A 23,413-nucleotide genomic window follows, 5' to 3' on the forward strand; every position below is an offset into this window, starting at 1 on the left:
GCAAAACCCGTCACGGACTGACGGGTCGCGTCCTCACGGGGAGGCGACGTGCTTCGTGAGGGCGGACCGGAACCGACCCGCGATCCGCATCGGAGGGCGTCGCTGGGCCGTCACGAGCCCGTTGGCGACCCGGACGTGCGGGGATGCCGGTAGTCGTCGAGGATCTCGCTTTCGAGCGCTCGGCGCTGAAGGTCCTCAAGCCCGGGGAGGATGTCGTCGTCCGAGGTGTCGTGCGCCGAGACCAGCCGGACCCCGTCGGCCATCGTCTCGAACGTGACCAGGACCTCGGCCTGGGCGTACTGGTCCTGGGGGTCGATGCAGGCGTGGCTCGGCATGGTCGATCCTCCGGTATCGCCAATGGGTCGAGGCGGTGATGCCTCGACCTGCTCAGGGTGAGCCGAAGCCCCGTCTCGTCATTTCGCGGACTTGGTGGACCCGGTGACGATGTCCTCGTCGGAGAAGCGGATCATTCCCGCGGCGATCACCAGCTTGTCGCCCTTCTCCACCGAGCGGCCGTATCCGGAACCCGCGACGCGAAGCTCGCAGCCCTCCTTGCACTCGACTTCGGCCGAGGCCCCCGCCGCCAGCTTCTGGGTCGCCTGGGCCTCGCCCTTGTCCACCGTGAGGGTGTGTTCGCCCTTGTCCTGGTTGGTCACCGTGATCGCGAGCGCCGGGGTCGCGACCAGGATCGTGCAGGCCAGGAAAGCAGCCGTGATCGGGGTAAGTCTCATGTCTCGTCTCCGTCAGTTGGCGTGATGCCGTCGTGACGGGGATGTAGGGTCCGGCTGCTGCAACCCTCCCTGCAAACACCGCCATCGGCCGGAGTGATTTCGCGGAGCGGCTATCCGAATTTGAGCAGCCTCCGTGACAAGTGTCGACGACGTTCGTTCCACGGGGATTGCGAGGCGGGCATGGAAGTCCCTCTCAACCTGAGCGTTCGTGACCGCCGTACCGCTTAAATGTCTCGACGGGACGGTCCAGACGCGCCGCCGCAATCAGCGCTCCAAGGACTTCAGGTAGGCCACCACGTCCGTGATCTGGTCGGGTTCGAGCTGGAACTCCGGCATCGTCGGATGTCCGGTGGTGATGCCCTCCGCCAGGGCCTCGCCGAGGTCTTCGACCGGATACTTCGTATGGAGGTCCCGGAACGCGGGCGCGACGGCCAGCGGGCTGACCCCGATCCGTCCGACGGCATGGCAGCTGGCGCAGTTCGCCCCGACGAAGGTCTTCCCGCGTTGGATCTGCCCCTCGGTGGCGGCTGCCAGGTTTCCCATGAGGCCGGTGAGGAGAAGCGACGACAGGGCAAGGCGTAGGGACACGGGAAGGCTCCGGGTTCGGTGGGGCACGGGATACGGCGACGGCCATCGGCACGACGGGCCGGGGCGCATGCGCCACCGAACCGCGTCGCGAGGCCTAGGACCTCTGGATCTCGGGGCCGGTCTCGTATTCCACGACATCCCTGACCATCCGCAGGTCGACCGAGGCGGTGGCCATCCTCGCCGGACCGGGCGTGAGGGGATGGTCCACCCAGGCCCAGTCGCGCACCTGCGGCAGGTCCTCCCCTGTGGCGCAGACGTGCTCGCGGTGCAGGGCCAGCAGGTCGCGCAGTTCCTCCTCGGCATGCTGCACGGCTGACCCCAATCCGGACGTCCACTTCAGGGCGGCCAGGGCAAGGTGGTAGCGGTCGAGGCCGTTCAGCACCGCCATGTCGAAGGGGGTGGTGGTGGTCCCCTCCTCGACGAAGCCGTGGACGTGGATGTTCGTATGGTTGATGCGCCGGTAGGTCAGCCGATGGATCAGCCACGGATAGCCGTGATAGGCGAACACCACTGGCTGGTCGCGGGTGAACAGGCTGTCGAAGGTGGCGTCGTCGAGCCCGTGCGGGTGCATGTCGGGCGACGGCAGTTTCATCAGGTCGACGACGTTGACGACCCTGATCCGGATCTCCGGAATGCGTCCGCGGAGCCAGGCGACGGCGGCCAGAGTCTCCATGGTGGGCACGTCCCCGGCGCAGGCCATGACCACGTCGGGCTCGGTCGTGCCGTCATTCGAGGCCCATTCCCACACGCCGATGCCGGCCGTGCAATGCCGGGCCGCCTCGTCCACGCCGAGCCACTGCAGCGCGGGCTGCTTGCCGGCGACCACCACGTTGATGCGGTCGTGGGTGCGCAGGCAGTGGTCCATCACCCAGAGCAGGCAGTTGGCGTCCGGCGGCAGGTAGACCCGCGCCGTGTCGCCCTTCTTGTTGGCGACGAAGTCGATGAAGCCCGGGTCCTGGTGGCTGAAGCCGTTCTGGTCCTGGCGCCAGACATGCGAGGTCAGCAGGATGTTGAGCGAGGCCACGGGCTTGCGCCAGGCCAGGGCGCGGGACGCCTTCAGCCACTTCGCATGCTGGTTCACCATCGAATCGACGATATGGATGAAGGCCTCGTAGCAGGCGAAGACGCCGTGGCGGCCGGTGAGAAGGTAGCCTTCGAGCCAGCCCTCGCAGAGGTGCTCGGACAGCACCTCCATCACCCGGCCCTGGCGCGCGAGATGCTCATCGGTGGGAAGGATGGCGTCGCGCCAGACGCGGTCGGTGACGTCGAACACGGCGTCGAGCCGGTTGGAAAGGGTCTCGTCCGGACCCATGACGCGGAAGTTGCGGGCGTCGGCATTGAGGGCGAGCACGTCGCGCAGGTAGCGGCCGAGCACGCGGGTACCCTCGGCGATTGCCGTGCCGTGGGACGGCATCGCGACGGCGTGGTCGGCGAGGTCCGGCAGGCGCAGCGGCCTTGGATCGCGTCCGCCATTGGCATGCGGGTTGGCGCTCAGCCTGCGGTCGCCGCGGGGATGCAGCGCCACCAGCGCCGGCACGAGACGGCCGGCATCATCGAAAAGCTCCTCCGGGCGGTATGACCGCATCCAGCGGTCCAGGATCGCGAGGTGCTCCGGGTTCTCCCTCAGGGCGGCCACGGGCACCTGATGCGACCGCCAAGTCCCTTCGACGGGCTTGCCGTCAACCATCTTCGGCCCGGTCCATCCCTTCGGGCTGCGCAGCACGATCATCGGCCAACTCGGCCGTCCGACATCGCGGTTCGGGGCAAGCTCGCGTATCTCCGCGATGCGGTCGAGGGCGTAGTCGAGGGCGGTCGCCATGGCCTGGTGCATCGGGCCGGGCTCGTCGCCCTCGACGAACAGCGGCTCGTAGCCGTAGCCGACGAGGAGGCTGCGCAGTTCGGCTACAGGCATCCGCGCCAGCAAGGTCGGGTTGGCGATCTTGTAGCCGTTGAGGTGGAGGATGGGCAGCACCGTGCCGTCGCCGACGGGGTCGAGGAACTTCGAGGCGTGCCAGGAGGCCGCCAACGGTCCGGTCTCGGCCTCGCCGTCCCCGATCACGCAGGCGACGATGAGGCCCGGGTTGTCGAGCGCCGCCCCGAAGGCATGGATCAGCGAGTAGCCGAGCTCGCCGCCCTCGTGGATCGACCCGGGCAGTTCCGGCGAGGCGTGGCTCGGGATGCCGCCGGGGAACGAGAACTGCCGGAACAGGCGGCGCATTCCGTCGGTGTCGGGGCCGACATCCGGGTAGACCTCGCCGTAGGTCCCTTCGAGCCAGGCGTTGGCCACGAGCCCGGGTGCGCCGTGCCCCGGTCCCCAGACGGCCATGATGTCGAGGTCGCGCAGGACGATGGTCCGGTTGAGGTGCGCGTAGATGAAGTTGAGGCCAGGCGTCGTGCCCCAGTGGCCGAGCAGGCGCGGCTTCACCTGCCCGAGGGACAGGGGCTCGCGCAGCAGCGGGTTGTCGAGCAGGTAGATCTGCCCGACCGAGAGGTAGTTCGCCGCCCGCCAGTAGGCGTCGATGGCGTCGAGGCCCGCCGGTCCCAATGGGCCGGGCACGAAGTCGAGATGGGCCGGCGTTTCGCCGAGATACCGGACGACGGCAGGCTTCGGATCGCTCGCGACAGGCATTCGGGATTCCCGGGCATTGCGGGACGACCCAGCGCCCCATGGAGGCCGTCGTCGCATTCCCTGGGTGGCGGTTCTTTGATCTGGATCACGTCACGCCCGACTGGGCCGTGCCACTCAGGGGCCTTCCCGGAGATGTGCGTGATCCTCGTTCTCAATGCTGGCTCGTCCAGCCTGCGCTGTGCCCTGTTCCAGGATGCCGAGGACACCGCCGTATGGCGCGCGCACGTCGCAGGGATCGGCGGTGTCGCCGAAGTGACGGTGAAGGGTGACCTCGACCTCGGTGGCGACGTTCCGCCGGATGGCGACTTGGGCGTCGTCGTGGACTGGCTCTTGGCGCGCCTGCGGGGCATGCCGAACCTTAACCTTCGGGCGTTCGGCCACCGTATCGTCCATGGCGGCGCCCGCCATATCGGCCCAGCCCGCATCGACGGCCCCTTGTTGGCCGAGTTGGAGACCCTGGTGCCGCTGGCACCCGGCCACCAACCGCAGGGTCTTGCCTGCATCGCGGCCGTCAACGAGGCGTGGCCCGGCCTGCCGCAGGTCGCCTGCTTCGACACCGCCTTCCACCGGACCCAGGACCGGTTGGCCCAGATCGAGGCGATCCCGCGCGCGCTGACGGAGGACGGGCTCCTACGCTTCGGCTTCCATGGCCTGTCGTACGCCCACATCGCACGCGCGCTGCCCCGGCTCATCGGCAAGACGGCGAAAGGTCGTATCGTCGTCGCCCATCTCGGCCACGGCGCCAGCCTCTGCGCCCTGGCCGGGGGACGCAGCGTGGCGACCACGATGGGGCTCACGACCCTGGGTGGCCTGATGATGGGGACCCGATCCGGCACCGTTGATCCCGGCCTCGTACTCCACTTGATCCAGTCGCGGGGCATGGCCGCATCTGCGGTAGCCGACCTGCTGGAACGGCGCTCCGGCCTTCTCGGCGTCTCCGGCATCAGCGACGACGTCCAGGTCCTTGAGGCGAGCTTGGCGCCCGAGGCACGCGAGGCCCTCGCCCTGTTCGCCTACCGGATCGCGCGCGAGACCGGCTCCCTTGCCGTTGCCCTGGGCGGCCTCGATGCCTTCGTCTTCACCGGCGGGATCGGCGAGAACGCCGCGGCCATCCGGGCCTCCGTCTGCGCGAGGCTCGCCTTCCTCGGTATGGACCTCGACCCGGAACGCAATGCCGAAGGTCGTTCGCGCATCGACCGGTACGGCTCGACAGTCCCGCTCCTCGTAATCCCGGCCGACGAGGAGCGCGAGATCGCCAATGAGGCGGGATGTCTCGTCGGTCCGATACCCGACGAATAGCCCGTTCACGGGCGCCATCGCCGGCAGATCCATCTCGGAATAGGTTCTACCCTGGCTGATCGTTCGGCGCGCCCGCTGGTCGATGGGGGGCTATAAAGGGTCGGTCATGACGTTCACGAGTGTGATGGTACCGTTGGACCTGGGGGCGTCTTCATCCGCGCGCCTGAGGGTCGCCGGCACCTTGGCCAAGCGCTTCGGGGCCCGGCTGATCGGCGTCGCCGCCCGACAATCCCTGCCGCAGAACCTGTATGGCCGGTGCGCCTACATCAACAGCCAGTTCGTCGATCAGGCCACCGCCCGTGCGACCGACGAGCTTTCGCAGGTCGAGGCGCGGTTCCACGAGGTCACGGCCGAGGCCGGCGAGACCGAATGGCATTCGGCGAAGGCCGATCCCATGGCGTTCCTAGTCCAGCAGGCCAGGTCCGCCGACCTCGTCGTGGTCAGTCGATACCGGAGAGCAGGCGTCGAGGACTGGTGCTCGTCCATCGAGCCCGGCGAGTTGGTGCTGCGTCTTGGCCGGCCGGTACTCATCGCCCCGCCTTCCGTCGAGACGCTCACCGCGAGGCGGATCGTCGTGGCCTGGAAGGATACCCGGGAGGCGCGTCGCGCCGTCTCCGACGGCCTGCCGTTCCTGAGGATGGCTGACGAGGTGCTCATCGTCGCTCTCGGCGACGATGCCGACTGGAAGGGCGCCGGCGAGACACAGGGCTATCTGTCCCGGCATGGCGTCACCGCTACGACCATCCTGCGCTCGCCATCGAAGCTCGGCGTGGCCGCCGAGCTGCTCGTAATCGCGCAGCAGGAAGGTGCCGACCTGATCGTCGCCGGGGCCTACGGCCACGCCCGCATGCGGGAAGTGATCTTCGGGAGCGTCACCCGCAACCTGCTGGATCACGTTCCCGTCTGTTGCCTCCTGAGCCACTGACCGTCGCTTGCGAGGAGCTCAGGTCATGCGAGTTCGACACCGGGCTTAATCCAGGTAGCGGTGTCCGCAATCCTGCGGATCAGGCGACGAACGTCCGCCTCGGGAAGCGCAAGAATTAGGCTTTCCGGCGACTTTGCTTTGAGTGCTACTAGCTGGAGCATTCGGCATACGGGAACTGAATCCGGACCGCTGGCGGTGGAAATCCGAAGGCTTCGCACCCGCCCCGAGCGTCGGCTTAGGGGCGGCGCCCTTCCGTCAGTTCTGCGACCAGGGCGGGCGGTTTCAGAACGGCCCGCTACCAAGTCGCAGTGCGATTAAAGCGGATATCGCCGTCTTGTTCGCATGACGTCTGAGCCATGCCGTGCAAATTTCTGCTTGTCGGAAGCCATCTCGTGTAAGAACCGCCATAGGTCTTTCGCACGTTACTCAGGCGATACAGACAGGCCCGCGAGAAGCGGGGCGTACGCGGCGAGCCTGCGGGATACGAACTCGGTGAAGATCCGCACACGCTTCGTCTTGCGTGCCTCTCCCTGGGTAAGAAGCCATAGCGTTCCTTGCATGTGCAGGTCGGAACCCGGCACTCTCGCCAGCAGGAGATAGGCATCTCCGATGAAGCACGGCAATGTCGTAATCCCCAGCCCTTCCCGTGCTGCAACGATCTGCGCCGCGCCGTCCGTGGTCCTGAACGGAACCCCCGTGGTCGGGACCTCACCCTGGCGGGCCCAGTCCGGGATGCCGTGAGTGCTTATGACGATCCACCGGATCGGATCCGGCTCACCTGCATGCCACGCGGCTAATCGATCACGGGACATGTAGACGCCGCTGAACAAGTCCGGCCCCTTCAGGCCGTGAAGGTTGAGCGGCAAGGTCTTGCGGTCATAGACGACGCGGATTGCGACGTCGGCTTCTCGGTTGGTCAAGTTTGCCAGCTCGCCAAAGGACAGGATCTCCATCTCGATGTCCGGATGGAGCCGCGCGAACTCGGCGAGGTCCGGCATAAGAAGGTGTGTCGCGAGGGTCGGTGTCAGCGTCACCCGTAGAAGCCCGCGCACGCTCTGGTCGCGACCGAAGACGCGCGTTTCCAGCTGGTGCGATGACGCTTCCATGAGCTCAGCGGCCTCAAGCACCTCCTCGCCGGCTGCGGTGATCCGGTAGCCGGAGGGCAGCTTCTCGAACAGATGCGCCCCCAGCCGCTCCTCGAACTGCGCGATGCGTCGCAGCACGGTCGAGTGGTTCACCCCGAGGCGCTCGGCGGCAGCCCGCACCGAGCCCCCGCGCGCGACGGCCAGAAAGTAGCGAACGTTATCCCAGTCGAACATGGTGCATTCCAGCACCGCGCGGTGCGCCTTCCATGGCCCCCATCGAACATATCCAACAGCGGTACGGACGGTCATCATAGTTCATGTCGACGGGCGTGGCGCAACTTCGAATGGGACACAACGACCGTCGTAGGTAGCGTCGATCAGCTGGCCGGATCGTTTTCGCACCACCGATGTGCGTGCCCTCTCACTCAACACCTGACCTCGGCGGACATAGCTTCAGGTCATCGGGGCCATCCCGGACAACCCAAACGGAACCTGAATGGAGAAGGCCGGGGAAGGCTTGAGTGCAAGCATTCCTTCCGCTTCCGCCCAGTCCCACAAAGGATGCATGACATGAACAGATTGAATGGAAAGACCGCCGTTGTCACCGGCGGCGCTACCGGCATCGGCCGCGCTGCGGCAAAGCGCTTCATCGAGGAGGGTGCCTTCGTGTTCCTCTTCGGCCGCCGGCAGGAAGCGCTCGACGCCGCCGTGGCAGACCTGGGGCCCAATGCCCGCGCGGTGAAGGGCTCGGTCTCCGATCAGGCCGACCTCGACCGACTCTACGCGGCGGTTAAGACCGAGCGCGGGACCCTCGACATCGTCTTCGCCAATGCCGGGGCGGGAAGCCCGCTCAAGCTCGGCGAGATCACCGCCTCGCACATCGACGAAACCTTCGACACCAACGTGAAGGGTACGATCTTTACGGTCCAGAAGGCGCTGCCGCTGATGGCCGAGGGCGGCTCGATCATCCTGACCGGTTCGAGCGCCGGCACCACGGGCGCCCCGGCGATGAGCGCCTACAGCGCGAGCAAGGCGGCCGTGCGCAATCTCGCGCGGACCTGGGCGGAGGAACTGAAGGGCACCGGCATCCGTGTCAACGTACTGTCGCCGGGTGCGACGGCAACAGACCTTGCGAAGGAAGCGCTCGGCGAGGAGGGCCAGAAGGTCTTCGCCTCGATGACCCCGCTCCAGCGCATGGCCGATCCGTCGGAGATCGGGGCGGCGGCCGCCTTTCTCGCGTCGCCGGACGGCAGCTTCATGACAGCCAGCGAGCTCGCCGTCGACGGCGGCTTGGCGCAACTCTGACGCGCCAAGCCCAGGCTTCGGGGCGAACGGTGAGAGCAATGGCGTAGATGACGCCTAGCTCGAAGGTCGCCACGCAACAAAACAATTAACCCAGGGCCTTTGAAGGCATGGGATTCAATATCGACCTCGATTGGAGATGTATGATGACCTATGCGATTATAGGTTTCGGTAAGATAGGCGAGGCTCTCGCCCACGCCTTTGCCCGTAAGAACATCGACGTGACGGTTGCAGGCCGCCGGGCGCCCGAGGCGTTGGCGCCACAGGCTCAGGCGATTGGACCAACGGTCGTGGCCAAGTCGCTGCAGGAAGCCCTCAAGGCCGACACGATCATTCTGGCGGTCCCGTTCGGGGAGCATCGCGAGGTTGCGAGGGGCTTGCCGAGTTGGGAAGGCAAGACGGTCATCGACGCCATGAATACCTATGGGGTGTCTCCTGAGGAGCTGGACGGCCTGCCGTCATCCGCCTTCGTCGCGAAGGCGTTCCCGGGCGCCAAGTTCGTGAAGGGCTTCAACCACCTGATTGCGGCGACCCTGGCGTCCGATCCGGTCATCGAGGATGGCCACCGGGTCGTCTTTCTGTCGAGTGACGACGAGGACGCGGTCGCCCCCGTGGCAGATCTAGCCAAACGGCTCGGGTTCGCACCCGTGAAGCTGGGAAAGTTCGACGAGGGTGGCGCTCTGGTGCACGCTTGCGGTCGCACCTGGGGCCCACTGATCTTCCAGGACCTGTTCAAGAAGGTTCAGTGACGGATACAATGTACAAAATCGAATGCGCCGCTTACCTGGGCCCTTCCTTGAGGGCCCAGGCGTGCTGGATCGTTTTCCGAGAAACCCCTGATCCGACACTGGACGAAGGCTAATCTACGACTGCTTATGGGAAGCGCCGACGATCCTCGTGACGCCCGGCCGGGGTCGTCGGCGGGACGACCTCTTCTAAATGAAGGGTCAAGGTCCGTCACTCAGCCGTCACGGACGTTCGGCGTGGGCACAAAGCATCGAATTTCTTCTGCTACGGCCTCACGAGGGGAACCCGGACTTCGATGCGAAGGCCGTCGGCCTCGAAGACCACGTCGACCTTGGCCGCCGCCTGGGCCGTCAGGATCCTCTTGAGGACCCGCGTGCCGAACCCCTCGCGGGTCGGCAGGCTCGGCGGTGGTCCGTCGTGCTCGTTCCAGACCCAGACGAGACATGGCCCGTCCGTTTCATCCTCGACGGTCCAGGTCACGACGATCCGTCCGCCAGGGTGGGCCAGCGCGCCGTGCCTAAGGGCATTGGTGGTCAACTCATGCAAGGCCATGCCGACCGGAACCGCCAGCTGCGAGAACAGCAGCAGGGCTGGTCCCCGAAGCGAGATCCGACCATTCTCGTTGTAGGGTTCGAGCTCCGCCCTTAGCAGACCCTCGAATGACGCGACCTGCGACTCGTCCTCCGTGATCAAGGCGTGCGTTCGCGCGAGCGAGATGATCCGCCCGCTGAAGGCCCGCCCGAACTCCGCCATGGACACGGAGGAGCGCAGGGTCGCGTTGAGGACGGCCTGCACCGTGGCCAGGGTGTTCTTCACGCGATGGTGGAGTTCCCGCACCATCATCGCCTGTCGGTCCTCGAAGGCTCGGCGCTCGGTGACGTCTCGCTGCACCGAGACCCAATGGGTGATGATACCGTCCGCATCGTGGACCGGGGTGATCAGCCACTCGACCACGTAGGTCGATCCGTCCCGGCGATAGTTCAGCGCCTCCCCCTGGAAGGATTTCCCGACCGCCAGCGCGTCGTGCATCCGGTCGATGATGCCGCGGTTGGTTCCCGAACCTTGAAGGAAGCGCGGGCTGCGTCCGATGACTTCGTGCGTCTCGTACCCCGACAGACGCGTGAAGGCCGGGTTCGCGTAGACGATCCTCGGTCCGTCCTCATGGACGTCGGCATCGGTGATGAGGATGGCCTCGCCGGTCGCATCGACCGCCGCCTTCAGCAGACGAAGCTCGATCCCCTCAAGCCCCTCCGCATCGCTACGCGTCACACGTGTTGTTTCCAGTACGGTCACGCAGACGAAACTCTTCCGATGGGGCTGAGACTGCGGCGGGCCGAAGGATGGAACCATCGGTCAACGGTGAATCGGTTTCTCGGTTGCATGAGCGGCGCACGTCTCTCAATCCCTAGTCCACTGGGGCAACAATCGGGTCGGCGAGAACGAGCCGCGGCCGAATGCGGTCACAGGGCGCGACGGCTCGAACCGCATCGAGGAGGACGGGCCCCGCTTTGTCCCAGGGCCAGTCGAGGCACAGCAGCGCCCACCCCGTCGTGGGTCCGTCCGGGTGTAGCGAAACCGGAACAGCGTTGTCGTATGCCCGAGAGTTGCGATGACATCGTCGGGACGCGGCCCTTCATTGGATGGCCGCTTGCGCTCGGCCCCGCGTGTTCAAAGGCACCATCGCACGACGGTTTTCCGTGACTGTATTTCCCATTCAATCGCCGTGCTCCGTGCTATGAATGAAGCCTAGGTTCCCGAGCGTCCGCCTTCACCCACCTTTGGGTGGCAGGGATCATGGTCTCGGCTCATGCCGGTGGTCATGGCTGGCGAACGCGGGGAACGATGGCATGACCAAGCACCTCGTAGCACGCGCAAATTTCTTGATCCTCGCGGTCCTGCTGGTCATCCTCGCCCTCGTCGGCGCGATGACCTGGGAGCGGCTCAACGCCTCCCGCGACGCGCGGCAATGGTCGCAGCACAGCTACGACGTCCTCGGCACGCTGAAGGACCTTTCCATCGCCCTGCGTGACGCCGAGACCGGCCAGCGCGGCTACGTCCTGACCGGCAAGGACGAGTACCTATCACCCTACGATGCTGCCCGTGACCGCATCGGCGTGCTCCAGGGCGAGATGCAGAAGCTTACCGCCGACAATCCGGTGCAGCAGCGGCGGTTGCGCGACCTCGCCCCCGTGATCCAGCACAAGCTGGAAGAACTCGCCCAGACCGTTCAGGCGCGCCGCGATTCTGGTTTGGAAACGGCGCTGCGCATCATCAACGCCGACACCGGCCGCGCCTACATGAGGGATGCCGAGGCATCCCTCACTGCGATGCTGGCCGACGAGGAGAAGCTGCTCACCGAACGCGTCGCCCAGAACGACGCCCGCGCCGGCTGGGTGCGCTGGATGGTCATCGGCGGCTCCGGGCTCGCCATCCTTGTCCTGTTGGCTGCGGCGCGCCTTCTGAACCAGGCATGGTCGCGCTCCTACGAGTCCGAGGCCAGCCAGCGCGATCTCGCCTTGCGCCTTCGCACCACCCTCGACAGCCTCAGTCAGGGCGTCGGGGTGTTCGGACAGGACCAAAAGCTCAAGAGCTGGAACCACTGCTTCCAGGTCCTGCTCGACCTCCCGAAGGCCATGGTGCGGCCCGGCACCGCCTACGCCGCTTTCGTGGAGCACACCGCGGAGCCGGGGCGACCCGCGCTGGAGACCGAGGATCAGATCCGACATGGTAGTCAAAGGGCTGGTGAGGCGGTCACCTACGAGCGCCAACGCGCCGACAGCCACCACCTTGAGATCCGCCGCACCCCGATGCCGGACGGTGGGTTCGTGCTGACCCTTTCCGACATGACCAAGCGCGTCCAGGCCGAGGGGGTGCTGCGGGAAGCCCAGAAGATGCAGGCCATCGGGCAGTTGACCGGGGGCATTGCGCACGACTTCAACAATCTTCTGCAGGTCATCGTCGGGAACCTTGAGTTCGTGCGCGCCAAGGCGGGCGACGATCCCAAGCTGCAGCAAAGGATCGAGCGCGCGGCCTGGGCGGCCCAGCGCGGTGCGACGCTGACCGGCCAGCTCCTGGCCTTCGCCCGCAAGCAGCCGCTGGCGCCGGCCGCCATCGACCTTGCAGCCACCATGCCCGACCTCGTGCCGCTCCTCCGCCGAACCCTCGGCGAGCACATCGACGTCCGCTACGTCGAGACCGCCGGGCTCTGGCCGGCCATGGCGGACCCGGCGCAGTTGGAGAGCGCCGTCCTCAACCTCGCCTTGAACGCCCGCGACGCGATGCCGGGCGGCGGCCGCCTCACCATCGAGCTCGGCAACAAGGTGCTGGACGAGGCGTACGCCCGCGACAACACCGAGGTGACGGCCGGCGACTACGCCATGGTGGCGGTCTCGGACACCGGCCACGGCATGACGCGCGAGGTCGTAGCGCGGGTGTTCGAGCCCTTCTTCACGACCAAGCCCGACGGCAAGGGTACCGGGCTCGGCCTCGCGATGGTGTTCGGCTTCGTCAAGCAGTCGGCTGGGCACGTGAAGATCTACTCCGAGCCCGGCCAGGGCACGACGGTGAAGATCTACCTGCCGCGCGCCATGGAAGCCGTCGCGGTCGTTGCGACCCGCACGTCCGCCCCCATCGACCTGCCCCGCGGTTCGGCGACGGTGCTGGTGGTCGAGGACGAGGCAGCGGTGCGCGAGATCGCCTGTGCGATCCTCTCCGACCTCGGCTACCGGGTGCTGGAGGCGGCCGACGGCGAGGAGGGCCTGCGGATGTTCGGGCTCCACGCTTCGCAGGTTGACCTGCTGCTGACCGACGTGGTGCTGCCGGGAAAGGTGCGCGGACGCGACCTGTCCGAGAGCATCGCCGCCATCCGCCCGGAGGTGAAGGTGATCTTCATGTCGGGCTACACCGAGAACTCCATCGTCCACCACGGTCGCCTCGACGACGGGGTCCATCTTATCGGCAAGCCGTTTAAGCGGGAGCAACTCGCCCGAAAGATCGCCGACGTTCTCGGCCCGCCTACGACCGCCGGCATCGAGGCCCCGAACATCGTGGAGTTGCGACCGCGTCGAGATGCCTAGTGGGACCGCGAGAGCTTTCGGGCAAACCGCTGAACGACCGTAAGGTTGGGTCGGTAGCCGACGGTACCTGGCGTCGGCTTCCGACCGATAGGCTATGGTCGGCCCGATCCCAGACCGAGTTTCACGAGCTCGATCACCACGAACGGCGTGAGGGCACCCAGCCCGACGACGCCCCAGTCGGCCATCGTCAACGGCACCGTATGCAGCACCTGCCTCAGGAACGGGACGTACACGGCGGCGAGTTGCAATCCGACGCATGTCGCTGTCGCCCCCCAGAGCCAAGCGTTCGTGAACAGGTTCGCGGTGAGGGCGGACCGACACCGCGAGCGGGCGCTGAAGGCATGCACGACCTGGGTCATCGCCAGGGTCATGAAGGCGACCGTCACCGCGTGCCGAAGGCCTTCCTCGCCGACGCCGTACCATTCCATCCCGACGGCGATCACGGCGAGCGTGCATCCCGCGAGCAGCAGGCCCTGCCAGACGATCAGCCAGGCGAAGGCCGGCGTCATCAGGGGCTGCTTCGGGTCGCGCGGCGGCCGCGCTATCACGTCGGGATCGGACGGCTCCAGCGCGAGCGCCATCGCCGGGAAGATATCCGTGACGAGGTTGAGCCATAGGATCTGCATCACGCCGAGCGGCATGGGCCAGCCGATCATGACGGCGGCGAACATCGTGACAATCTCGGCGAGGTTGCACGAGAACAGGTAGTGGATGAAGCGCAGGATGTTGCTGACGATCACCCGCCCCTGCTCGACCGCGCCGACGATGGTCGAGAAGTCGTCGTCGGTGATGACCATGTCGGCGGCGTCCTTGGCCACCTCGGTGCCCCTGATGCCCATGGCGATGCCGATGTCCGCCTTGCGCAAGGCGGGAGCGTCGTTGACGCCGTCGCCGGTCATGGCGACCACGTTCCCGCGCCGCTGCAGGGCGTCGACGATCCGCAGCTTGTGCTCGGGTGACACCCGGGCGAACACGGCGGCGTCGGCCACCACGGCGAGCCAGCCGGCATCGTCGAGACCGGCGAGGTCCCTGGCGTGGACGGTCCTAAGGGCGGTCCCGTCCGGGGCGACGTCCAGATCGAGTTGATGCGCGATCTCGGCCGCCGTCGCCTCCTGGTCTCCGGTGATCATGACCGTGCGGATTCCCGCCGCGCGACATGTGGCGATGGTGGCCTTGACGCCGTCCCGCAGCGGGTCGGTCGACCCGACGAGGCCTACGAAGGTCAGGTCGCGCGTGAGGTCCGCCTCGACGAACCCGTCAGGCAACACGCGATGGGCCAGCCCGAGGACGCGCAGCGCCGACGACGCCAGCACCTCGTTCGTGGTTTCTATGCGCGTGCGTTCGGCCGATGACGAAGACGCGGTGCCGCCCGCCCTCAGGACCGACACGCTGGCTTTCAGGACTTCCGCCGGCGCGCCCTTCACGTAGGCGACGTGCGTGCCTTCCGGCGTGGCGTGCACCGTCACCATCAGCTTGGTGTCGCTGTCGAACGGTATCTCCGCGATCCGCGGATAGGCACGCGCGAGGTCGGCGAGGTCCAGCCCGGCTTTCTCGGCCGCCACGATGAGCGCGGCCTCGGTGGGGTCGCCGAGGGCCGTGGCGACCTCGCCGGACCTGTCCACCCTGGCGTCGTTGCACAGGACGCCGATGCGCAAAGCGAGCCTCAGGGGTTCGTCATGCACGATGTCGACGGCTTCCCCGTCGAGGGTGAACCCACCCGCCGCCGCATACCCCGCCCCGGTGACCTCGTACCGCCGTGCGGCGACGTCGTAGGCCCGAACCGTCATCTCGTTGCGGGTGAGCGTTCCGGTCTTGTCGGTGCAGATCACCGTGGTCGACCCGAGGGACTCGACCGCCGGCAGCCGGCGGACCAACGCGTTCATGCGGGCCATGCGCTGCATGCCGATGGCGAGCGTCATCGTCGTCACCGCGAGAAGGCCCTCGGGCACGGCCGCGACGGCGAGCGAGATGCCGACCTCGACCATGTAGAGAAGCGCGTTGCCCCGGAGCCACCCGACCAGGATGATGACGAGGCAGAGGGCGAGGACGATAACGAGGAGGGCGCGGCTGAGCTGGGCGAGCTTCGCCTCCAGTGGCGTTCCGTGCTCGGCGACCCCCGCGATCAGCGCCCCGATACGGCCGATCTCGGTACGCGGGCCCGTGGCGGTGACGATGTAGCGACCGCGGCCGGCGGTGACCGCCGTGCTCCCGTGAACCATGCTCGTCCGGTCGCCCAGGGCCGCCCCGTCATCGGGAACCGGATCCGCGAACTTGGCGACGGGCAGGGACTCGCCCGTCAGCGCGGCCTCGTCGACCTGGAGGCGGGCCTGCTCGACGACCCGTCCATCGGCATGCACGCGGTCCCCCTCCGAGAGGAGCACGACGTCGCCGGCGACGAGGTCGGCCGTCTCGACCTGGTGGTCCCTGCCGTCCCGGACGACGCGGGCGAGCGAGACGGCCTGCTTGCGCAATCCGTCGAGGGCGGCGGCGGCCTTCCATTCCGTGACGAAGCCGATGGCGGCGTTGAGAAGGATCACGACGAGGATGGCCCCGGCCTCGATGCGTTCCCCGAGCGCCAGCGCGACGCCGCAGGCGGCGATGAGCAACGCCACCATCAGGCTCTGGAACTGATGCAGGAGGATTTTGACCGCGGAGGCGGGCGCCGCCTTCGGGAGCGTGTTGGGACCGTCGCGGGCCAGGCGCTCGGACACCTCCGCGCCGCTCAGCCCGTCGAGGATGTCGGTATGAAGGTCCCTTGCCGTCTCAACGGCCGAGCGGGTCGGGAACGGTATCGCCAGCGCGGTCATGCCAGTATCAGGCGGTCGACGACCGCACGCACGCCCGGTGCGGACCAGGCCGCCCGTTCGGCGACCTCACGCTCGTGCCAGGCGTTCACGAAGCCTTCGAGGGTGACCTCGTCATCGACGACGGTGACCCGGATCGCGTCGCCGTCCAGCTTGGCGTTTCGCTTCAGGGCCGCGAGGATCTTGGTCTTCACGTCGACAGCCTCGGCCGGGGGACGCACGGCGAGGAGGTTGAGCACGTCGGTCACGCCCGTCAGCCTCCGGACATCGGAGGCGGCGGCGATGCTCTGGAAGTGGTACGGGACCGACCCGTTGAGCGTGACGGCGCCCCGTTCGACCTTGACCTGGATGCCGTGCGCCTGGATGCGCGCGTCCCAGGCGAGGACGTTCAGCACGCGTCCGGCGATCTCGATGTCGCCGGTCCTCTCCGTCTCCGGTCCGCGCACTTCGAGCGCCTCGGTGATGGCGCGTACGCCGCGCACCCTCTGGACGACCTTCTCCGCCGCGATCCTCTCGGAATAGGTCCCGACGCATCCGGAGAGGCTGACGACGCCCTCGTCGACGGCGACGCCGATATGCGCCGAGCCGACGCTCGGGTCGAAGTCGAGTTCGTCGAGGATGTGCTGTCGAAGCAGGGTGTCGTCCATGGGGGTGCTCCCGGGTCGGCCGCATGCCGCGCCGAACAGGCCCCTTGATGGACCGGACGGCACCATCGAGCTTTGCGCAGGATCAAAACGCGGCGACCGCTCAAGCCGCGACAGGGTACGTCGACGGAGGGAGCGGGATGCTGATCGGGGCACCGACCCTGAGCGTCCGACGAACGTGCTCGACTGAGACAACCATCGCGTCGCCGCTCCTCAGGGTCGCGTCGAGGACGTTCCTCACGGGATCGACCGTGACGACGAGGTCCCGGCCCCGCCACTGCATCGGGAAGGAGAGCCTCGTCCAACAGGCCGGCAGCCGGGGCGCGAACGAGAGGCCGTCGTTCCGGACCACGAGACCGGCGAACCCGAAGACCGCCACCAGCCAGATGCCGCCAAGGGCCGCGATATGGACGCCGCCGGCGATGGCCACGTGGCTGTCGCCGAGATCGATGGCTGACGTCTCACGAAGGTAGCCCAGCGCCACCTCCGACCGTCCCAGCCGTGCGGCGGCGACCCCGTGCAGGGCGCGGCTGAGGGAGCTGCCGTGGCCGCAGCGCGGGGCGTAGTGGTCGAAGTTGACCATCCGCGCGTCGCCCGGGAACTCGTCGGGCAGCAGGGCAAGCAAGGCGACGACATCGGCCTGCTTGACCACCTGCGAGGCCTGGGTGCGCTCGCGCCCGAGGACGACGTCCATCGGCACGGAGCGCCCGGCGTAGGCCGACAGGTCGATGGGCTCTAGGTCGGAGTATCCCTCGAACTGCTCGAACAGGCCGGTCTCCGGATCGAGCCCGGTCGCCATTGCCGCGGCGGTCCTGCGCCAGCCTTCCAGTTCGTCGGCGGCCAGGCCGAGGCGTGTCGAGAGCGTCGCCCACTGGTCCAGCCAGCGCTCGCCCATCAGCGCCGCCACGTCCAGGCCGCGAAGGAGGTTCCACCGCGCCATCACGTTGGTGAAGGCGTTGTCGTCGACGGTCTCGTGGTACTCGTCCGGTCCGATGACGCCTCTGATGTGGTGGAGGCCATCGGCTTCGAGGCCCGCGCGGCTCCACCAGAACCGCGCCGTCTCCAGGATGATCTCGGCGCCGGCCTCCAGCAGGAACGCCGTGTCGTCGGTCGCCTGCCAATACTGCCAGATGGCGTAGGCCACGTCGGCACTGACGTGCTGCTCCTGGGTGCCGCACAGGATGTCGACGACCTTGCGGTCGGGACCGATGACCTGGGCCGGGGTCGCCTCGTCACCGGTGTCCGCGGACTCCCAGGCGTAGAGCGCACCGCGCCACCCCATCCCGGCGGCCTTGGCCCGTGCCGCGTCGAGGGTGCGGAAGCGGTACGTCAGCAGGGCGCGGGCGGCCTGCGGCCACGTCATCGCGTAGAACGGCAGCAGGAAGATCTCGGTGTCCCAGAAGACGTGGCCGAGATAGTCGTCCCCCGTCAGGGCTCGGGCGCCGATGGACACGCGCTCGTCACCGGGGTCAGCCGCGCCGTTGAGATGGAAGACGGCGAACCGCAACGCCCTCTGTGCCTCCGGGTCGCCCTTGACCACGACGTCGCTGCGGTCCCATCGCTCGCGCCAGGCGGTCTCGTGGCGTTCGAGGAGACCGCGCCACCCGAGCCCTGTCGCGATGGCGAGGTCGGAGCGAGCGCGTCCGCCCGGATCGTCCACGGGTTCGTCGCCGCGCGCCACGGCGAGGATGCGTTGGAGCACGACGGTCTGGCCGGCCTGGACGCACAGGCTCCAGGACCGCCTGCCGGCGGTTCGCACGGTGGGGAGTTGCGTCCGTCCATCGATGACTACCGCGGCATCGATGGCGATGGCCAGGGCCTTGCCGGATTGCCGCGTGTGCCAGACGCCGAGGTCGGGCTCCGCCGTGACCGGGATGAGAAGGGGTGACGCCTCCCCGGACGTCACGTCGAGGGTGATCTCACCCATACCCCGCTCGACGGCGAGCTCGACCCGTTGCAGGACGATGCCGCGCATATCCAGCGAGACAAGGCGAAGCGTGGACAGGCGGATGTCGAGGGCCGCCCCCGGAGGCTGCCGCACCTGGGTCAGCAGGAGGCCGCGTCGCATGTCGAGGGTCACGTCGCGGGACGACGGGTCGGGGCAGGCGAGGTAGGGGCCGTCCGGCAAGCCGATGCTAAGCTGGAGCCAGTCGGGGGCCGGAAGGCGTTCGGGGATTGGGGCGCCCACGAGGGCCGTGTCGAACAGCCCGGCAACGTAGGTGCGCGGGGGAAGCGTCCGGCACGCGCCGAGATCCGTCGCGAGCGCTCCCCGGAGGCCGAGGAAGCCGTTGCTGATCGCGAAGCGGGTCTCGAAGCTGCTCTCGCGCAGCGGGTCGTACCCGACCTCGCTGAGGAGCCAGGCCGGGTCGGCGGTCGGACGGAATGCATGGTTCATCGGGCGTGGTCCTGTCATGCGGCGGGCCGGTGCTTGGTGGATGCCGCCCGCTCGGGGATGAGGACCTCGTCAAGGCTCGCCACCACGCGCTCGGCGCCGACGGCGTGCAGGCCGTCGGCGTCATCGACCCTTGCCACGCCGAGGGTGGCCATGCCGCCGGCTAGCGCCGCCGCGATGCCGGCCGGCGCGTCCTCGACGACGATGCACCTGGTTGGGTCGACGCCGAGTTCAGCGGCCGCCAGCAGGAAGATCTCGGGATCGGGCTTTCCGCGCGAAAGGTCTCGGCCGCAGACCGTGACGGGGAATGCGTCGAACAGCGTCCCACCGGGGTCGAGGGTCACCGTGCGCATCATCGCTTCCGCATTCCTGGACGACGAGGCCGCGGCGATGGGCCAGCCCTCAGCCATGAGCCTGCGGACCAGGCGAAGCGCGTCCGGGAAGGCGACGACCCCTTCCGCCGCGAATATCTCCTCCAGGCGGCGCTGCTTGGCGGCGGCGTAGGCCGGACCGACACGCCCGACGTCCGCCACGCCCAGCGCTGTCAGGGCGGCGAGGGCCCCGTCCAGCCGCGAGCGGCCCGCGACGCAGGCCTGATACATCGCGGTGGTGAGGCGCGCCGGGTCGGCGATGCCATGAAGCGCCTCCCGCCAGGCGCGTTCGTGGGGCGATGCGAGCAGGACCCCGTCAACGTCGAAAATCCAGGCTTCGAGCCGCCTTGTCGGTACGGCGACGTCCGCTATGGCCCTCAGGATACGAGCCACATCAGGCATACGACGGCCGCCGATCCGACGACGGCGAGCCCCATCATGCGAAGGCTCTCGGCCAACGGGTCGAGCGGCGCCGAGATCGGCCTGACCCGGTCGTCGTCGGCGGCATCGGTCCACGGTGCGACGTGCGTGTTCATGACGGGAGAAACCCCTGATTGCCGGTCGTGCCCTGGTTCGACCGATCCCGACGCGAGGATGGCCGCATCGTCCCGACCGATCCTTGCGCTGGATCAAGGATCGGGTCCGCCTCACCGCCTACGTTGGCCGGATGTCGAAAGACCCCTCGCCGTGGACGCCGGGCAGCCCCGCCCGGCGCGGGGCCGCCAAGCCCTTCCCCATACCGTCGATTTCGGCAGCCCCAAGGAGACCGTCATGTCCTACGACACCAGCCTGCAGCACCGCGTCACGGCCGAACTCATCTGGGACCCGGCGGTGACGTCGTCGGAGATCGGCGTCACGGCCAAGGACGGCGTGGTCGCCCTGTCCGGCCAGGTCGAAACCTCCGACGAGAAGATCGCCGCCGAGTCTGCCGCCTGCCGCGTCAGGGGCGTGAGGGCCCTCGTCCAGGAAATCGAGGTGGTGGTGCGCTATGCCCGCAAGCGGTCCGACGAGGACATCGCCGCGACGGCCATCGCCCGTCTCGCCTGGAACGTCGCCGTGCCGCCGGACCGCGTCTTCGTGAAGGTCTCGAAGGGGATCGTCACCCTGACCGGCGAGGTTGACCACCGCTTCGAGGCCGAGGTCTCCGAACGGGAGATCCGACAGCTGTCGGGCGTCGTCGCGGTGAACAACCGCATCGCGGTCATGCCGCAGGTCGACGTCGAGGCCGTCAGCGACAGGATCAGCGAGGCGTTGGATCGCTCCTGGCTGTTCGACCCGAAAACCGTGACCGTCAAGGCAGATGGCGGGACCGTCTACCTCGATGGGACCGTGCGCACCATGCAGGAGCGCCGCGAGGCAATTGGGGCCGCCTGGGCTTCTTCCGGCACCACCGCGGTCGAGAACCGCATCAGCGTCGTCTGAGCGAAGCGCCGTCCCGACCGGTCCTCACGGGCCCGGCGGGGATATCAAACCGCGAAAAAGGAACTCGACCATGACGAAGCCTCACAACGAGCATCGCCAGTCCACGGACGACGAGGATACCGGCGTCGATGATGGTCGTCGCATTGAGGGGGGCGCGGACGAGATTTTTTCGCGAGCGAGCAACGCCGTCAGCGACGTCGCGGAACGGGCAACCCATCTTGCGCAGGACACCTTGGAGCGTGGGCGGGCCGGTATCCGTAAGGCCGAACGGTCAACGCGCGACGGGCACCGCGGGACGTCGCCCTTCGCCACCGCGCTTGCCGTCGGCGCCATGGGCTACGCCATCGCCACCCTGATCCAGGGCACCTTGCGGAAACGTCGTTCCACGTCGGTGGGCGCGGCGCCGGACAAGCCCCAGCCCGCGGCACCTGCCGAATGACCGCCGCAGTCCGTCCTCATCGACCATGACCCTTACGGAAATAGCGCATGCCCCCCGAGACGAGACCGACCCACGGCGAGATCCGCGACCGCGCCTTCCACCTTTGGGAGCGGCGCGACCGCCCGCATGGCCACGCGGACGAGTTCTGGCTCCAGGCCGAACGGGAACTCCACGGTGAGATGACCGGGCGGCCGGTGTTCCCCGACGGGGATTTCGTGAGGAGCGGGTCGGGGTCCGATTGCTGCTGCTGACCCAAGATCGCCATCACCCCGGTAAGAGGCGACACCCGGCATGACGACGACCATCACCTACCATGGGTCGTCACCGACGACGCGCATGGGCGGAGCCACCACGACGTCCGCGTTTCGGGACCGATGGCACGCTACGTCGAGACGTGTTTCGTCCGTCATGCCGATGCCGTGCGCTCGTCGGAGCATGACACGCCGGGTGAGATCAGGCTGGACGTCTTCGACCCTCCGACGGGATGGCTTGGCCGGCCCGCGGTGAGGGACATCCTGCTGCGGGCGAGGCTGGAGCGCCCGTGCGCCTGGAGCGTGGCCTACGTCGATCTGCGCGGCGCCCGCGATCCGTGGGACGACGTCATCGACCTGCGACGCCTCTGAGCCCTCCAAGTCATGTCCGTCGCCTTCCGAGTGCGGTCGTGCCCCCAACCGAAAGGAGACGACATGCCCCCACGACCGGACGTCTACGACCGTACCACCATCACCCTGCACTGGCTGACGGCCGGACTTGTCCTCGGTCTATGGCTGGTCGGCACCTTCCTGGAGGATGTCGTGCCGAAGGGCACGCTCCGCTCGGGGATCTGGTCGGCCCACTTCGTCCTTGGCTTCGTCTTCCTCGGGGTCATCGTCACGTCGCTGGCCTGGCGGAACACCAGGGGCCGTCAGCTTCCAGTTGAAGACCCCGGCCCGTGGCACACACTTGCCAAGGCGACCCACGCCGCCCTGTACCTGCTGCTCTTCGTCATTGCCGGACTCGGCATCGCCAACGCCTTCGTACGCGGGGTGACACTCGTCGGACCGATTGCGCTGCCGCAGGTCGGCGACCCGGAATGGCGCCGGCCACTCACGCATTGGCATGGGATCGCGGCGAACATCCTGATGGCGGTCGCCCTTTTCCATGCCTCCGCGGCCTTGGTCCACCACTACCTCTGGCACGATGTGGTCCTCGCCCGGATGCTTCCCGGACGCGCTTCCGCCACCCCCATCGAGAGACCCTGACGCCGATGCGCCCCACCCACAGGGAAAACCACCTGATCGACCGCATCGGCTGGTTGCGCGCCGCCGTACTCGGCGCCAACGATGGGCTCGTCTCTACGGCCAGCCTGATTGTTGGCGTCGCGGCGTCCTCCGCCGCCTCCGGTGAGATACTGGTCGCCGGCACGGCCGGTCTAGTGGCCGGGGCGATGTCGATGGCGGCCGGCGAGTACGTCTCGGTCAGCTCCCAGTCCGACACCGAGCAGGCCGACCTCGCACGTGAGAAGCGCGAACTCGAAGAAGACCCGGCGGCCGAGCGGGAGGAACTCGCAGGGATCTACGTGGCGCGCGGTCTTGATCGGGACCTCGCGCTGCGGGTGGCGGACCAACTCACGGCCAAGGATGCGCTCGGCGCCCATGCCAGGGACGAGCTCGGCATCTCCGAGTTCACCACCGCTCGCCCGATCCAGGCGGCGCTGACATCAGCGGCGACCTTCTCCGCCGGGGCGGCATTACCCCTGCTCGTCGCTGCGGTCTCTCCAACCAGCCTCGTCGTCTACTCGGTCTCCTCCGCCTCGCTCGTGTTCCTGGCCGTACTCGGGGCGCTCGGGGCCAAGGTCGGCGGAGCAGCGATCCCGAGAGCGACCGCGCGGGTGGCATTCTGGGGCGTTGCGGCCATGGCGGTCACCGCCGGCATCGGCCACCTCGTCGGCAAGGCCATCTAAGGCACGCTCGTCGGGTA

The 23,413-nt window shown here is 67.9% G+C and carries 22 protein-coding genes; 11 read left to right on the plus strand and 11 right to left on the minus strand.

Annotated elements, in window-relative coordinates:
• Positions 1 to 110: 110 nt before the first annotated feature.
• The 4 genes from MKK58_RS06095 to MKK58_RS06110 form a co-directional block, all read right to left on the minus strand.
• Complete coding sequence (locus tag MKK58_RS06095; RefSeq protein WP_243911217.1) at positions 111 to 335, minus strand: hypothetical protein; 225 nt, start codon at positions 333 to 335, stop codon at positions 111 to 113.
• A 78-nt stretch (positions 336 to 413) separates the two neighbouring features.
• Complete coding sequence (locus MKK58_RS06100) at positions 414 to 731, minus strand: hypothetical protein (protein ID WP_243911218.1); 318 nt, start codon at positions 729 to 731, stop codon at positions 414 to 416.
• Positions 732 to 995: 264 nt separating this feature from the next.
• Positions 996 to 1,274, minus strand: a complete 279-nt coding sequence (locus MKK58_RS06105) for a c-type cytochrome (RefSeq protein WP_243911265.1) — start codon at positions 1,272 to 1,274, stop codon at positions 996 to 998.
• 139 nt (positions 1,275 to 1,413) lie between these two features.
• Positions 1,414 to 3,948, minus strand: coding sequence for a phosphoketolase (locus MKK58_RS06110; protein ID WP_243911219.1), 2,535 nt, complete (start codon positions 3,946 to 3,948; stop codon positions 1,414 to 1,416).
• A gap of 132 nt (positions 3,949 to 4,080) precedes the next feature.
• Between MKK58_RS06110 and MKK58_RS06115 the strand changes: the two genes are divergently transcribed.
• Together MKK58_RS06115 and MKK58_RS06120 are read left to right on the plus strand one after the other, a co-directional pair.
• Complete coding sequence (locus tag MKK58_RS06115; protein ID WP_409565193.1) at positions 4,081 to 5,247, plus strand: acetate/propionate family kinase; 1,167 nt, start codon at positions 4,081 to 4,083, stop codon at positions 5,245 to 5,247.
• Positions 5,248 to 5,428: 181 nt separating this feature from the next.
• Positions 5,429 to 6,172, plus strand: coding sequence for a universal stress protein (locus MKK58_RS06120; RefSeq protein WP_243911221.1), 744 nt, complete (start codon positions 5,429 to 5,431; stop codon positions 6,170 to 6,172).
• A gap of 422 nt (positions 6,173 to 6,594) precedes the next feature.
• On the opposite strand, the gene MKK58_RS06125 is transcribed toward MKK58_RS06120, so the two are convergent.
• On the minus strand, positions 6,595 to 7,491 hold the full coding sequence (locus tag MKK58_RS06125) for a LysR family transcriptional regulator (RefSeq protein WP_243911222.1): 897 nt from the start codon (positions 7,489 to 7,491) through the stop codon (positions 6,595 to 6,597).
• Between the two features lie 336 nt (positions 7,492 to 7,827).
• Here MKK58_RS06125 and MKK58_RS06130 point away from each other — a divergent pair, with 336 nt between their 5' ends.
• Entirely contained in the window at positions 7,828 to 8,562 is a 735-nt protein-coding gene (locus tag MKK58_RS06130; RefSeq protein WP_243911223.1) for an SDR family NAD(P)-dependent oxidoreductase, read from the plus strand.
• A gap of 143 nt (positions 8,563 to 8,705) precedes the next feature.
• On the plus strand, positions 8,706 to 9,308 hold the full coding sequence (locus MKK58_RS06135; protein WP_243911266.1) for an NADPH-dependent F420 reductase: 603 nt from the start codon (positions 8,706 to 8,708) through the stop codon (positions 9,306 to 9,308).
• 262 nt (positions 9,309 to 9,570) lie between these two features.
• On the opposite strand, the gene MKK58_RS06140 is transcribed toward MKK58_RS06135, so the two are convergent.
• The gene (locus tag MKK58_RS06140; RefSeq protein WP_243911224.1) at positions 9,571 to 10,575 is read right to left on the minus strand and encodes an HWE histidine kinase domain-containing protein; all 1,005 of its coding nucleotides are present in this window, start codon (positions 10,573 to 10,575) and stop codon (positions 9,571 to 9,573) included.
• 578 nt (positions 10,576 to 11,153) lie between these two features.
• Between MKK58_RS06140 and MKK58_RS06145 the strand changes: the two genes are divergently transcribed.
• Positions 11,154 to 13,382: a CHASE3 domain-containing protein gene (locus tag MKK58_RS06145; RefSeq protein ID WP_243911225.1), complete on the plus strand. Its 2,229-nt coding sequence runs from the start codon at positions 11,154 to 11,156 to the stop codon at positions 13,380 to 13,382.
• Between the two features lie 92 nt (positions 13,383 to 13,474).
• Here the strand turns inward: MKK58_RS06145 and MKK58_RS06150 are convergent, their stop codons facing one another.
• The 5 genes from MKK58_RS06150 to MKK58_RS06170 form a co-directional block, all read right to left on the minus strand.
• A complete protein-coding gene (locus MKK58_RS06150; protein ID WP_243911226.1) occupies positions 13,475 to 16,189 on the minus strand; it encodes a cation-translocating P-type ATPase in 2,715 nt (904 codons plus the stop codon).
• On the minus strand, positions 16,186 to 16,833 hold the full coding sequence (locus MKK58_RS06155; protein WP_243911227.1) for a BON domain-containing protein: 648 nt from the start codon (positions 16,831 to 16,833) through the stop codon (positions 16,186 to 16,188). The genes MKK58_RS06150 and MKK58_RS06155 overlap by 4 nt, the downstream gene beginning before the upstream one ends.
• A gap of 100 nt (positions 16,834 to 16,933) precedes the next feature.
• Complete coding sequence (locus MKK58_RS06160) at positions 16,934 to 19,225, minus strand: glycoside hydrolase family 65 protein (protein WP_243911228.1); 2,292 nt, start codon at positions 19,223 to 19,225, stop codon at positions 16,934 to 16,936.
• Positions 19,226 to 19,239: 14 nt separating this feature from the next.
• Positions 19,240 to 19,995: an HAD family hydrolase gene (locus MKK58_RS06165; RefSeq protein WP_243911229.1), complete on the minus strand. Its 756-nt coding sequence runs from the start codon at positions 19,993 to 19,995 to the stop codon at positions 19,240 to 19,242.
• Positions 19,971 to 20,129 (minus strand): hypothetical protein, encoded by a 159-nt coding sequence (locus tag MKK58_RS06170; RefSeq protein WP_243911230.1) that lies wholly within the window; start codon positions 20,127 to 20,129, stop codon positions 19,971 to 19,973. Before MKK58_RS06170 ends, MKK58_RS06165 begins: the two co-directional genes overlap by 25 nt.
• Before the next feature lie 235 nt (positions 20,130 to 20,364).
• Here MKK58_RS06170 and MKK58_RS06175 point away from each other — a divergent pair, with 235 nt between their 5' ends.
• The 6 genes from MKK58_RS06175 (at position 20,365) to MKK58_RS06200 (ending at position 23,396) form a co-directional block, all read left to right on the plus strand.
• Complete coding sequence (locus MKK58_RS06175) at positions 20,365 to 21,015, plus strand: BON domain-containing protein (protein WP_243911231.1); 651 nt, start codon at positions 20,365 to 20,367, stop codon at positions 21,013 to 21,015.
• 70 nt (positions 21,016 to 21,085) lie between these two features.
• Entirely contained in the window at positions 21,086 to 21,454 is a 369-nt protein-coding gene (locus tag MKK58_RS06180; RefSeq protein ID WP_243911232.1) for a hypothetical protein, read from the plus strand.
• 47 nt (positions 21,455 to 21,501) lie between these two features.
• The gene (locus MKK58_RS06185) at positions 21,502 to 21,705 is read left to right on the plus strand and encodes a DUF2934 domain-containing protein (protein ID WP_243911233.1); all 204 of its coding nucleotides are present in this window, start codon (positions 21,502 to 21,504) and stop codon (positions 21,703 to 21,705) included.
• 123 nt (positions 21,706 to 21,828) lie between these two features.
• Complete coding sequence (locus tag MKK58_RS06190) at positions 21,829 to 22,077, plus strand: hypothetical protein (RefSeq protein WP_243911234.1); 249 nt, start codon at positions 21,829 to 21,831, stop codon at positions 22,075 to 22,077.
• Between the two features lie 63 nt (positions 22,078 to 22,140).
• Positions 22,141 to 22,695 (plus strand): cytochrome b, encoded by a 555-nt coding sequence (locus tag MKK58_RS06195; protein WP_243911235.1) that lies wholly within the window; start codon positions 22,141 to 22,143, stop codon positions 22,693 to 22,695.
• A 5-nt stretch (positions 22,696 to 22,700) separates the two neighbouring features.
• On the plus strand, positions 22,701 to 23,396 hold the full coding sequence (locus MKK58_RS06200; protein WP_243911236.1) for a VIT family protein: 696 nt from the start codon (positions 22,701 to 22,703) through the stop codon (positions 23,394 to 23,396).
• Positions 23,397 to 23,413: the final 17 nt, after the last annotated feature.

The organism is Methylobacterium sp. J-078 (genome assembly GCF_022829285.1).
In the GTDB taxonomy this organism is placed as follows: domain Bacteria; phylum Pseudomonadota; class Alphaproteobacteria; order Rhizobiales; family Beijerinckiaceae; genus Methylobacterium.

What these genes read in the sequence shown, in the direction of transcription:
- MKK58_RS06095 (WP_243911217.1), bottom strand. Translation starts at nt 335, where the DNA reads ATGCCGAGCCACGCCTGCATCGACCCCCAGGACCAGTACGCCCAGGCC.
- MKK58_RS06100 (WP_243911218.1), bottom strand. Translation starts at nt 731, where the DNA reads ATGAGACTTACCCCGATCACGGCTGCTTTCCTGGCCTGCACGATCCTG.
- MKK58_RS06105 (WP_243911265.1), bottom strand. Translation starts at nt 1,274, where the DNA reads ATGGGAAACCTGGCAGCCGCCACCGAGGGGCAGATCCAACGCGGGAAG.
- MKK58_RS06110 (WP_243911219.1), bottom strand. Translation starts at nt 3,948, where the DNA reads ATGCCTGTCGCGAGCGATCCGAAGCCTGCCGTCGTCCGGTATCTCGGC.
- MKK58_RS06115 (WP_409565193.1), top strand. Translation starts at nt 4,081, where the DNA reads ATGTGCGTGATCCTCGTTCTCAATGCTGGCTCGTCCAGCCTGCGCTGT.
- MKK58_RS06125 (WP_243911222.1), bottom strand. Translation starts at nt 7,491, where the DNA reads ATGTTCGACTGGGATAACGTTCGCTACTTTCTGGCCGTCGCGCGCGGG.
- MKK58_RS06130 (WP_243911223.1), top strand. Translation starts at nt 7,828, where the DNA reads ATGAACAGATTGAATGGAAAGACCGCCGTTGTCACCGGCGGCGCTACC.
- MKK58_RS06135 (WP_243911266.1), top strand. Translation starts at nt 8,706, where the DNA reads ATGACCTATGCGATTATAGGTTTCGGTAAGATAGGCGAGGCTCTCGCC.
- MKK58_RS06145 (WP_243911225.1), top strand. Translation starts at nt 11,154, where the DNA reads ATGACCAAGCACCTCGTAGCACGCGCAAATTTCTTGATCCTCGCGGTC.
- MKK58_RS06150 (WP_243911226.1), bottom strand. Translation starts at nt 16,189, where the DNA reads ATGACCGCGCTGGCGATACCGTTCCCGACCCGCTCGGCCGTTGAGACG.
- MKK58_RS06155 (WP_243911227.1), bottom strand. Translation starts at nt 16,833, where the DNA reads ATGGACGACACCCTGCTTCGACAGCACATCCTCGACGAACTCGACTTC.
- MKK58_RS06160 (WP_243911228.1), bottom strand. Translation starts at nt 19,225, where the DNA reads ATGAACCATGCATTCCGTCCGACCGCCGACCCGGCCTGGCTCCTCAGC.
- MKK58_RS06165 (WP_243911229.1), bottom strand. Translation starts at nt 19,995, where the DNA reads ATGCCTGATGTGGCTCGTATCCTGAGGGCCATAGCGGACGTCGCCGTA.
- MKK58_RS06170 (WP_243911230.1), bottom strand. Translation starts at nt 20,129, where the DNA reads ATGAACACGCACGTCGCACCGTGGACCGATGCCGCCGACGACGACCGG.
- MKK58_RS06175 (WP_243911231.1), top strand. Translation starts at nt 20,365, where the DNA reads ATGTCCTACGACACCAGCCTGCAGCACCGCGTCACGGCCGAACTCATC.
- MKK58_RS06180 (WP_243911232.1), top strand. Translation starts at nt 21,086, where the DNA reads ATGACGAAGCCTCACAACGAGCATCGCCAGTCCACGGACGACGAGGAT.
- MKK58_RS06185 (WP_243911233.1), top strand. Translation starts at nt 21,502, where the DNA reads ATGCCCCCCGAGACGAGACCGACCCACGGCGAGATCCGCGACCGCGCC.
- MKK58_RS06190 (WP_243911234.1), top strand. Translation starts at nt 21,829, where the DNA reads ATGGCACGCTACGTCGAGACGTGTTTCGTCCGTCATGCCGATGCCGTG.
- MKK58_RS06195 (WP_243911235.1), top strand. Translation starts at nt 22,141, where the DNA reads ATGCCCCCACGACCGGACGTCTACGACCGTACCACCATCACCCTGCAC.
- MKK58_RS06200 (WP_243911236.1), top strand. Translation starts at nt 22,701, where the DNA reads ATGCGCCCCACCCACAGGGAAAACCACCTGATCGACCGCATCGGCTGG.